Annotated in this window: 12 protein-coding genes; 7 read left to right on the forward strand and 5 right to left on the reverse strand. The window is 45.8% G+C overall.

The genetic code is table 11. The features are described 5' to 3' along the window. Window positions 1-75: 75 nt before the first annotated feature. The 3 genes from RAC86_RS03810 to RAC86_RS03820 form a co-directional block, all read right to left on the reverse strand. The gene (locus tag RAC86_RS03810; RefSeq protein ID WP_032678930.1) at window positions 76-1,353 is read right to left on the reverse strand and encodes an Nramp family divalent metal transporter; all 1,278 of its coding nucleotides are present in this window, start codon (window positions 1,351-1,353) and stop codon (window positions 76-78) included. A 234-nt stretch (window positions 1,354-1,587) separates the two neighbouring features. Next, window positions 1,588-1,845: a GlsB/YeaQ/YmgE family stress response membrane protein gene (locus RAC86_RS03815; protein WP_003246519.1), complete on the reverse strand. Its 258-nt coding sequence runs from the start codon at window positions 1,843-1,845 to the stop codon at window positions 1,588-1,590. Window positions 1,846-1,922: 77 nt separating this feature from the next. After that, complete coding sequence (locus RAC86_RS03820; RefSeq protein WP_003246574.1) at window positions 1,923-2,375, reverse strand: DUF2188 domain-containing protein; 453 nt, start codon at window positions 2,373-2,375, stop codon at window positions 1,923-1,925. A gap of 117 nt (window positions 2,376-2,492) precedes the next feature. On the opposite strand from RAC86_RS03820, the gene RAC86_RS03825 reads away from it, so the two are divergent. The 4 genes from RAC86_RS03825 to RAC86_RS03840 all read left to right on the forward strand — a co-directional run bounded on the left by RAC86_RS03825 (window position 2,493) and on the right by RAC86_RS03840 (window position 4,637). Next, window positions 2,493-3,311, forward strand: coding sequence for an EcsC family protein (locus RAC86_RS03825; protein WP_003234359.1), 819 nt, complete (start codon window positions 2,493-2,495; stop codon window positions 3,309-3,311). A 128-nt stretch (window positions 3,312-3,439) separates the two neighbouring features. Beyond that, window positions 3,440-3,811 (forward strand): glucose starvation-inducible protein GsiB, encoded by a 372-nt coding sequence (gene gsiB, locus RAC86_RS03830; protein ID WP_003246542.1) that lies wholly within the window; start codon window positions 3,440-3,442, stop codon window positions 3,809-3,811. A gap of 131 nt (window positions 3,812-3,942) precedes the next feature. Further along, window positions 3,943-4,284 carry a cupin domain-containing protein gene (locus RAC86_RS03835; protein ID WP_003246564.1) on the forward strand — a complete coding sequence of 114 codons (342 nt, stop codon included), beginning with the start codon at window positions 3,943-3,945 and terminating at the stop codon, window positions 4,282-4,284. Further along, the gene (locus RAC86_RS03840) at window positions 4,278-4,637 is read left to right on the forward strand and encodes a YdbC family protein (RefSeq protein ID WP_106074080.1); all 360 of its coding nucleotides are present in this window, start codon (window positions 4,278-4,280) and stop codon (window positions 4,635-4,637) included. The genes RAC86_RS03835 and RAC86_RS03840 overlap by 7 nt, the downstream gene beginning before the upstream one ends. Window positions 4,638-4,673: 36 nt before the next feature. Here RAC86_RS03840 and RAC86_RS03845 read toward each other — a convergent pair whose 3' ends face one another. Together RAC86_RS03845 and dctB are read right to left on the reverse strand one after the other, a co-directional pair. Then, complete coding sequence (locus RAC86_RS03845; protein ID WP_024572055.1) at window positions 4,674-5,495, reverse strand: manganese catalase; 822 nt, start codon at window positions 5,493-5,495, stop codon at window positions 4,674-4,676. 84 nt (window positions 5,496-5,579) lie between these two features. Beyond that, window positions 5,580-6,632: a C4-dicarboxylate TRAP transporter substrate-binding protein DctB gene (dctB, locus tag RAC86_RS03850; protein WP_106074081.1), complete on the reverse strand. Its 1,053-nt coding sequence runs from the start codon at window positions 6,630-6,632 to the stop codon at window positions 5,580-5,582. Window positions 6,633-6,700: 68 nt separating this feature from the next. Between dctB and dctS the strand changes: the two genes are divergently transcribed. From dctS to dctP, 3 genes are all read left to right on the forward strand, one after another. Beyond that, window positions 6,701-8,308, forward strand: coding sequence for a two-component system sensor histidine kinase DctS (gene dctS / locus RAC86_RS03855; protein WP_076458442.1), 1,608 nt, complete (start codon window positions 6,701-6,703; stop codon window positions 8,306-8,308). Next, on the forward strand, window positions 8,298-8,978 hold the full coding sequence (dctR, locus tag RAC86_RS03860) for a two-component system response regulator DctR (protein ID WP_014478888.1): 681 nt from the start codon (window positions 8,298-8,300) through the stop codon (window positions 8,976-8,978). Before dctS ends, dctR begins: the two co-directional genes overlap by 11 nt. A gap of 120 nt (window positions 8,979-9,098) precedes the next feature. Further along, window positions 9,099-10,364, forward strand: a complete 1,266-nt coding sequence (gene dctP, locus RAC86_RS03865; RefSeq protein ID WP_014475862.1) for a C4-dicarboxylate transporter DctP — start codon at window positions 9,099-9,101, stop codon at window positions 10,362-10,364. Window positions 10,365-10,450 lie beyond the last annotated feature (86 nt).

Raw genomic sequence — 10,450 nt, forward strand, 5'->3', positions numbered from 1 at the left:
ATAACAAATTTCTGTCAAAAAGGGTATCAATGAGCTTTTGCGAAAAAATAAAAACCGGCTTTAGAAGCCGGTTTTTTATCGAAACGTATCTACAATTAAAAACACATTCAAAGCAACGATCAATACAGCAATCAGCCAAGACACCACTGTGACCCATTTGGCGTTGATCAGAGATCCCATGATCCGTTTATTGCTTGTAAACATAATAAGCGGAATGAGGGCAAAGGCGATCCCGAAGGACAGCACGACCTGGCTCAGTACGAGAGCGGTCGTCGGATTAACACCTGACGCGATGATCAAGATCGGCGGAATGATCGTGATAAAACGCCGTACATACAGCGGAATGCGGTAGTTGATAAATCCTTGCATAATCACGTCGCCTGAAAGTGTGCCGACAGACGAACTGGATAGACCGGCAACGAGCAGCCCGATCCCGAATAAAGCCGCAGACATAGGGCTGACAAGATGTCCGAATTGCTGAAATGCGACGTCGAGATCCTCAACAAACATGCCGTTTTTGAAGAATAATGCGGCAGCCACAATCAGCATACTTGCATTAATAGCCCCTGCAATCAGCATCGCTATTAAAATATCAATAAATTCAAACCTAAAGATTTTTTTCCGTTCTGCATCAGTTTTGCCAACCACCCGCCGCTGTGTAAGGGCAGAGTGTAAATAAATGGCGTGCGGCATAACAGTTGCGCCAAGAATACCCGCTGCAAGAAGCACACTGTCGGTGCCATGAAACGCCGGGACAAAAAGGCCCTTCATCACTGACACTGCATCAGGCTTTGCGAAAAAGGTCTGCAGCGCAAAGGCGATCACGACCACAAACAGCATACCGGCAATACCGGCTTCAAGTGAGCGATAACCGCGGCGCTGAAGCTCCAATATCGCGAAAGAACCGATCGCCGCAATAATAGACGCTTCAAGCATCGGAATGCCGAACAGCAAATACAGTCCCAGAGCCGCTCCGATAAATTCCGCCAGATCAGTTGCGATAATGACCAGCTCGCCCTGAATCCATAATCCGATCGAGACAGGCTTCGGGAATTCTTCACGGGCAACCTCAGGCAGATTTTTGCCTGTCGCAATACCGAGTTTGGCGGATAGGGATTGAATTAAAAGGGCCATGATATTAGAAAATAAGATCACCCATAAGAGCATATATCCGTATTTAGAACCCGCCGAAATATTCGTTGCGAAGTTGCCGGGATCAATATAGGCAATGGCTGCTATAAATGCAGGGCCGAGAAAAGGGAGCAGCCCTCTGAATCCTCTGATTTTCCCGTCAAGCGCATCTTGGACGGCTTTGGAACGGGGAGATTGTGCTGTGATGTCCTTGTTCATCATGTCTCACCTGAATTCTGTTTGTTTTTGCCGTACAACAAAGAGTTTCCTTAAGGCAAATTATTTTATCTACATCATATGACCATCCCGGTTTCTTGTCAACCGAAAATGTTCAAAATACACTTCTGAATTTTTCCCTGTTATGTAACATGATATGTAGGGATTCGGGATAAGGTCCCATATAAAAAGACATCGTTTCAGTTCGAAACGATGCCTCCTGTATCTAATGAGTCGAGTCTAGGCTTCCTTCCGCAGCCCGCGGAATATAAGGCCCAGCAAGAACACGAAGATGGCTGCCCCGATGATGGCCGGGAAAATAGCAAAGCCGGCGAGGCTCGGTCCCCATGTGCCAAGAAGTCCGTGCCCAATCCAAGCGCCGATCAGCCCGGCAATCATAGAGCCGAAAATTCCTCCCGGCAGCCGGTTTCCTACAATGGCGCTCCCAATTAATCCGATAACAATAGCAACAACTAATGAAACCAAAAAGCTAAGCATCATGATCACCTCTCATAAATGATTTACCAATCAATAACCGCTCCTGATCATTTCGAAACACCTAAAAGCATATTCCTTTATGATCCTGTTTTAATCTTTCTCTGCACACTGCCGTCAGCTAAATGAACAATGACCTCAGTGCCTTTATGCGCCGCGATTTCCTTTGCCCGTTCAATCGCTTCTTTCTTTGTATCCTTGATTTCAGACACACGTTTGGCGCCCTCGGCTTTGACTGCCCAGCCTTTTTTATGCTTAATAACATGCTCTGCTTTATTCATGAGCTCGGGGCCGCTGCCGCTGCTTGGATCAGCATCGCGTTCTGTCTCATCATCATGCGTCAGGAAATCGTCAATTTCATCTGTAGAGGCGTTTTCCGCCCATTCCTTCGCTTTGCTTGTCGCAATTGGAATCGCGCGCCCTTCCTCATAGCCTTCATCAATCATCGCATTCGCAATGTCTATCGCCTTTTTTCTCACCGGCTTCTCAAGATTTTTTAATGAAGCAGGATAATCCTTCATCGACCAAGGCATGTCCATCACTCCTTTTCCTTTTATAAAAATGGTACCCGCAGGTGAAAAATAAAAACGCATCCGAAAAAATGAAGGTATACTATATAGTAGAAAAAACGGAAGGGAAGTGCGGATTGGGTGCCAACAGAACGAAAAGAAGACTTACATCAGCAATTAAAAGAGATAGAGAAATGGGAAAAAGATCAGCAAAAAGTCTGGTTTTGGGAAAAGCTCAGCCGTCTCCCGTTTCAGCTGCTGGACAAGCTGACACCGGAATTCATCCAGAAAAAGATCGGCAAGCTCTTGGATGAGGTCGGCAGCTTTGTTCAAACAGGCGGACAGTACCTGACATCTGAAAAACAGATTATCAGGATATTTCAAAAGAAACTGCCGGAGGAGATCTTTGAATCGCTGGAGGACATCCGGAAAGCGCCTCTTCCTGTCATGGATGAAATTGCGGAAGGAATGGGCAAAAACAGAACCAACGCAGCAACCGTTCAAGGCGCGACAACCGGTGTGGGCGGCGTGTTTACGCTGGCGGCAGACATTCCGGCAGTGCTTGGCTTATCACTAAAAACATTACAGGATATCGCAGTCGCATACGGCTATGACCCAAAGGAGAAAAAAGAACGCGTCTTCATTGTGAAATGTCTGCAGCTGACGTCGGCTGATGTTGTCGGCAAAAGATCGATTTTGCAAGAATTAAAACACTACGATCAAGACCGTACATATAAGAATGTCGCTTCTCAAATCCAAGGCTGGCGAGAAGTCGTTTTGGGCTATCGAGACACGTTTGGCTGGAAAAAACTTTTCCAGATGGTGCCGGTTGCCGGAATGGTTTTTGGCGCCGCTGCCAATCGCTCAACATTAAACGACATTACCGAGACAGGCATGATGCTGTACAAAAAGAGGCGCATTCTTGAACGACTGAAAGAAACAGAACGAGAGATGGAATAGCAGAAAGCAGACGGACACCGCGATCCGCCTGCTTTTTTTAGTGGAAACATACCCAATGTGTTTTGTTTGTTTAAAAGAATTGTGAGCGGGAATACAACAACCAACACCAATTAAAGGAGGAATTCAAAATGGCAGACAATAACAAAATGAGCAGAGAAGAAGCAGGTAGAAAAGGCGGAGAAACAACAAGCAAGAACCATGACAAAGAATTCTATCAAGAGATTGGTCAAAAAGGCGGAGAAGCCACTAGCAAAAACCATGACAAAGAATTCTATCAGGAAATCGGCGAAAAAGGCGGAGAAGCCACTAGCAAGAACCATGACAAAGAGTTCTATCAAGAAATCGGTGAAAAAGGCGGAGAAGCCACTAGCGAAAATCATGACAAAGAATTCTATCAAGAAATCGGCCGAAAAGGCGGAGAGGCAACAAGCAAAAATCATGATAAAGAATTCTACCAAGAAATTGGCTCAAAAGGCGGAAACGCCCGCAACAACGACTAATCAAAAGCATAAAGGCAGACAACCTGTAAATAAAAAAGCGATCCGGCACATCAGCTGGATCGCTTTTTTTTGGAATCTTCTCAATTTATGCCACTATTGCGATACAATAAGTGAAAAAGGGGTTTTCGCTAATGTCCAAGATGCAAAACTTGCTCGCCATCGCAAATGAAGTCAAAGAAAAGCACGCCAATTTTTCAATCTCAGAGGTCAACGACCACTGCGTGCGCCTTGCGGTGTTTACGGGAGAATATGACTGGCACCATCACCCTGACTCAGACGAATTGTTTATTGTTCTTGAAGGGGAGCTGCTGATCGATTTTAAGGACAAAGAAACCGCGGTGCTCAAAGCAAATGACAGCCTGCTGATCCCGAAAGGCACGGTTCACCGCACACGCTCTTATGTCAGAACGGTTAATCTCTGTGTGGAGCATAAACAAGCCGAAACCGTCATCATAGAGGAGCAGCCATGCTAATCAAAAAGATGATATGTGAAGTAGACGCTGCAAACGCTGAAGCATTTGCAAAAGCGCAGTCACAGTGGGGAGCATTATCGCATATAAGCGGCTTTATCAAACAGGCCGGCGGCTGGCGAAAAACGATAGACGAGCCGCCCACCGCAGAAATCATCAGTGTATGGGAAAACAGAGAAGCCTATGATCATTTTATGGAGAACGAACATGACAGCATATACGAGGAAAACGATCAGAAGGCTGTAATTCTTTCGATAGAGGTGACGGTGTACGAAGAGGATAAACCGTTCGTTCACGATCTGTTACATAACCCCGATATCCGGTACGAACCAAACTGGACGGTTCTGAAGGCATAATCAAAGCCCAAAACATCATGTTTTGGGCTTGTCTCTTTACTCGCGTCCCGGAAGTGTATTATGAACATAAGGCGGTGCTGGTTTTAACTCCGGTTTTTCTCCAAACGTTTTTGCCTCTTTCACATATTCAAAGGCTTCTCCGTCCGGCGCTTTTTCATTCAGCCAGTTTTGCTTGGCGCTTTCTTCGCCTTCAGAGAAATTGATAAGCTGATGTGAGAACTCTTGTTTTTCGAGCGCTTTCGGGAAGGTACCCGGCACAACCGGACCTTCCTGTGCTTCTAATTCTTTAATGGCGGCAAGCCATTGGTTCTGGTGCATTGTGTCACGCGCCAGCAGGAAGCTGAGCATATCTTTGACGCCTTTGTCATCCGTCATTTCAAACAGGCGTGCGACCTGCAGACGGCCCTGTGATTCTGCATTCAGGTTGGCGCGGAAGTCTGCCAGCAGGTTTCCGCTTGCTACGATATAACCGCCGCTCCAAGGTACGCCTGTACTGCTTTCCGGCATGGCGCCAAGTCCTGATACAATCGCATGGTGAGGGTTCATGCCGCCCAGGATGGAGCCGATGACCGGATCTTCAGCAGCTTTTTCCTGCTGATCAAGAGGGGCATCCTCAAGAAGTCTGGCAATCATCGTTGCGATCATTTCAACATGCCCGAGCTCCTCAGTTGCCGTATCCATCAGCAAGTCCTTGTATTTTTCATTTCCTCTTGTGTTCCAGCCTTGAAATAAGTACTGCATGGCAACTGAAATTTCTCCGAATTGCCCGCCTAAAATTTCTTGCATTTTTTTAGCGAATAATGGATCTGGACGATCTGGTTTAGCAGGATGCTGCAGCATTTTTGTGTGCTTAAACATGTACCCATCTCCTTTTTCGTTTATCTCTTTTTATATTTCCGATCGATAGAAAGATAAACGAAAAACAGCGTATCGAGATAGGAACTATGAATCTATTCGCAGCTCCAACAGTTCCCGGATCAGCTCCCGGCCAAAGATGGGCTCATACTGCCGGTAAACAGGGTCAAGACGCTTCATCCATTCTTTTTTCTCTTTATCTGACAGCTCATAAATATGTATAGCAGAATTCTTTTTGATTTCTTCCAGCTGCTCCTTGTTCATTTGTTCGGCATACGTTTCATTCCACTCCGACGTCTCCTTCATCGCTTCAGTCAAAATGCGTCTTGTTTCTGGTGTTTGCGCCTTCCAGAAGTGTTCATCAGTCATGACAGCGTAGCCGAGGTAACCGTGGCTGCTTATTGTCAAATAGTCCTGAACATTATAAAATTTTTTAGAATAGATGTTTGAAATTGTATTTTCTTCGCCATCGACTACATTGTTTTCTAACAGCTGAAAGGTAGAATTGAAGGATTCCTGATGAGGTGTTGCGCCAAGCAGCTTGAACTGATCCTCAATCACATCGCTTTGCATAATGCGCAGATCCTGCCCTTTTAAATCATCCGGTGTTTTGACCGGCCCTTGATTTGTTGTGATTTGCTTAAAGCCGTTCGTCCAATAGGCCAGTCCTCTTAATTGGTTTTTCTTTAGAGAATCAAACAGCTGTGTGCCGATGCTTCCGTTCAGCCCTTTTTTGGCGGCGTTGTAATCTGTAAATGCATACGGCAGATCCAGCACTCCCCATTCAGGCGAGAGCATGCCGAGCTTCGATGTGGAGGGGGCGATAAATTGAACATCACCGTTTTGCAATGCTTCAATTTCTTCAATATCCGAGTACAGGCTTCCATTCGGAAATACTTCTATTTTTATTTTCCCGCCTGATTTTTCGTTCACCAGATCAGCGAATTTATTGGCGGCCAGCCCTTTTGGCGTATTTTCAGCAACCACGTGGCTGAATTTAAACACGATTTGATCCTGCAGGCCTTCCTGGTCGTCATCATAAACAATCTTTTTATTGCCTGTATGATCATGGAATCCGATAAATAAAGCGGTTGCAATTCCAGCGATCATCAGTGCGAGACATGCAAGCAAACTCTTCATGAAAACCCTCCCCTATGTTAAGGATAATGGGGGCAATGACATTCGTAAAGACCTGAAAGGAGAAGCTGATGAACAAAAAGAAGCTCTCAATCCGTTGGAAAATCACGATCTTATCCTATATACTCGTCATTTTCTCCTTTTTGATCGGCGGCATTGTGCTCATCGGCAACATTCAGCATACAGAGGAGCGGGAGCTGAAAAAGCGGCTGATGAATACGGCCCGGACTGTGTCAGAGATGACAGAAGTGAAAGAAGCCTTGGCGCGAAAAAAACAAACAGAAGCTGTTCGCCATGCGGTTGAAGAAATCAGGATGATTAATGAAGCAGACTATATTGTCGTCATGGATATGAATCACATCCGATATACGCATCCTGTCAGCACAAGCATCGGCAAGAAATCAGAAGGTGCAGACGAGGAGGCAGCGTTTGCGGAGCACATTTATTTCTCTGAAGCAAAGGGCGAGCTCGGCACGGCGGTTCGCGCTTTTTATCCGGTTAAGGATCAAGACCTGAACCAAATAGGCGTGGTGCTTGTCGGAAAAACGCTGCCGGGGATCGCTGACATCCTGCTTCATTTAAAGCGTGATATCGCCTTCATCGTTGTGCTGACACTCGGCTTTGGCCTTGCTGGTTCCTTTTTGCTGGCCCGCCATATCAAAAAACAAATGTTTCAGCTTGAACCCCATGAGATTGTCCGAATGTATGAAGAACGGACAGCGACGTTTCACTCGATGAATGAAGGGGTGATCGCTATTGACAATCGGCTCGTCATTACGATTTTTAATGAAAAAGCGAAACAGATCTTTGAAGTGCAGGGGGATCTGATCGGCAAGGTGATTTGGGAGGTTCTCAAGGATTCGCGCCTGCCTGAAATCGTGGAGCGGAACAAAGCGGTTTATAATGAAGAAATTCGTGTCAGCGGAAAAGTCATCATGAGCAGCAGAATTCCGATCGTCATGAAGAAAAAAGTGATCGGCGCCGTTGCGATTTTTCAGGACAGAACGGAAGCGGCCAAGATGGCAGAGGAATTGACTGGTGTCAGAAACTTTGTGGAGGCGCTCCGTGTCCAAAACCATGAGCATATGAATAAGCTGCACACGATCGCCGGCCTCATCCAGCTGGGGAAATCTGAAAAAGCCTTGCAGCTTGCATTCCAGGCGTCAACTGAGCAGGAAAATGTGACTGAATTTCTGCACCGCTCGATTCAAAATGACGCTGCGGCAGGCCTTCTATTAAGTAAAATCAGAAGGGGAAGAGAGCTCGGCATTGCTGTTCATATAGATGAAAACAGCAGTCTTCAGCAATTTCCCGAGCATGTTGATCAGCATGATATTGTCGTGCTTTTGGGGAATCTGATTGAAAATGCCTTCGGCTCATTTGAAACCGTTCAATCTGAAGACAAACGAATTGACATTAGTATCGAACAAACAGATGATATCCTTGCTATTTTAATAGAAGATAACGGCTGCGGAATTGATCCGGCACATATGCCTCGCCTTTACGACAAAGGTTTTACGGTCAATAAAACTGGCGGTACAGGCTATGGCCTGTATCTAGTGAAACAAATCATAGACAAAGGATCGGGCACGATAGAAGTTGATTCACATGCGGGGCAGGGGACATCTTTTTCTATCGTTTTTCCAATGAAGGGGGAGGAAGCACAGCATGGCTCGTAAAGAATGGAAGGTTCTGCTCATTGAAGACGATCCGATGGTTCAAGAGGTCAATAAGGATTTCATTACAACTGTTAAAGGCGTTACTGTCTGTGCAACGGCAGGAAACGGAGAGGAAGGCATGAAGCTGATTAAAGAAGAACAGCCGGATCTCGTCATTCTCGATGTGTACATGCCGAAAAAAGACGGCATCAAGACCTTGCAGGAGATCAGAAAGCAAAAGCTTGAAGTGGATGTCATTGTCGTCTCCGCTGCAAAAGACAAGGAAACGATCTCACTCATGCTGCAAAACGGGGCGATTGACTATATCTTAAAGCCGTTTAAGCTTGAGCGAATGAGACAGGCGCTCGAAAAGTACAAGCAATATAAACAAAAAATCGAAGCGAATGATACGCTGTCCCAGGAACAGCTCGATGCGATCCTGAATATTCCGCAGCAGGCCGTACAGGATCTGCCGAAAGGGTTGAATCACTTCACGATGAATGAAGTCACTGCTTTTTTGAAACAGCAAACCGCATCCCTTTCTGCTGAAGAGGTCGCCAAGGCGCTCGGCATCGCCAGAGTGACAGCCAGACGATATCTTGATTACTTAGAAAAAACCGGGATCATCAAATTGGACGTTCAATACGGCGGAGTCGGCCGGCCGGTCAACCGCTACGTGTTAAAAGGATAAACCTGAGACCAAAAAGACCAAAATGTCCGTTATGATCATAAACTTCCCCAGACGTTATGAAAACGCTATCATTCTAGTAAGAAAGACACAAAAGGCGAATAGGACAGGGGGATGAAGGATATGAAACTGTTTAAAAATTTAACAGTTCAGGTCATAACCGCGGTCATCATCGGGGTCATTGTCGGGCTGGTCTGGCCGGATGTCGGCAAAGAAATGAAACCGCTTGGCGATACATTTATCAACGCTGTTAAAATGGTGATCGCACCAATCATTTTCTTCACAATCGTTCTCGGGATTGCAAAAATGGGCGATATGAAGAAGGTTGGAAAAGTAGGGGGAAAAGCGTTTATCTATTTCGAGGTTGTCACCACCCTCGCACTCATTATCGGTTTATTTGTCGTCAATATTATGAAGCCGGGTGCGGGTCTTGATTACAGCAAGCTTGAAAAGGGAGATGTATCACAATACACGCAAAATGGCGGTCAGGGAATCGACTGGATTGAATTTGTTACACACATTGTTCCATCCAACATGGTTGATGCCTTCGCAAAAGGGGACATTTTGCAGGTCTTATTCTTTTCTATTCTTTTCGGAGTGGGTCTTGCGGCATTAGGTGAAAAAGGGAAAAGCGTCATTGATTTCTTCGACAAGGTTTCTCACGTTTTTTTCAAAATTATCGGCTACATTATGCGTGCCGCGCCAATCGGGGCATTCGGGGCGATGGCGTATACAATCGGACACTTCGGGCTCGATTCCATCAAACCGCTGGCAAGCTTAATGATGTCTGTTTATATTACGATGTTCCTGTTCGTATTTGTTGCTTTAAATATCATCTGCAAGCTTTACGGATTCAGCCTGTGGAATTACCTTCGCTTCATTAAGGATGAGCTTTTGATCGTGCTTGGCACAAGCTCTTCCGAATCGGTGCTTCCGCGTATGATGGATAAAATGGAGCGCTACGGCTGTTCCAAATCAGTTGTCGGGCTTGTTATTCCGACGGGCTATTCGTTTAACCTCGACGGCACATCCATTTATTTATCAATGGCAACTGTCTTTTTGGCACAGGTGTTTGGAGTAGACCTCAGCATCGGCCAGCAAATTACGATTATCCTCGTTCTGATGCTGACATCGAAGGGAGCGGCAGGTGTGACGGGAAGCGGATTTATCGTCCTTGCCTCAACGCTGTCAGCGCTGCAGGTCATTCCGCTGGAGGGTCTTGCACTCCTGCTAGGGGTTGACCGTTTCATGAGTGAAGGAAGAGCCATTGTGAACCTGATCGGAAACGGAATCGCCACGATCATTGTTGCCAAAAGCGAAAATGAATTTGATGAAGCAAAAAGCGTAGAGGCTGTTGAAGGCATGAAAAAAATGAAAACAGCAGTCTGAAAAAAAGAACGGCCCATCCATGGGCCGTTTTTTTAATTGTTTAAGAATTATTAAGGTAAGGACAGAGACCTCAGCATTTTTTTGTT

This window comes from Bacillus sp. LR_5 (genome assembly GCF_042709275.1).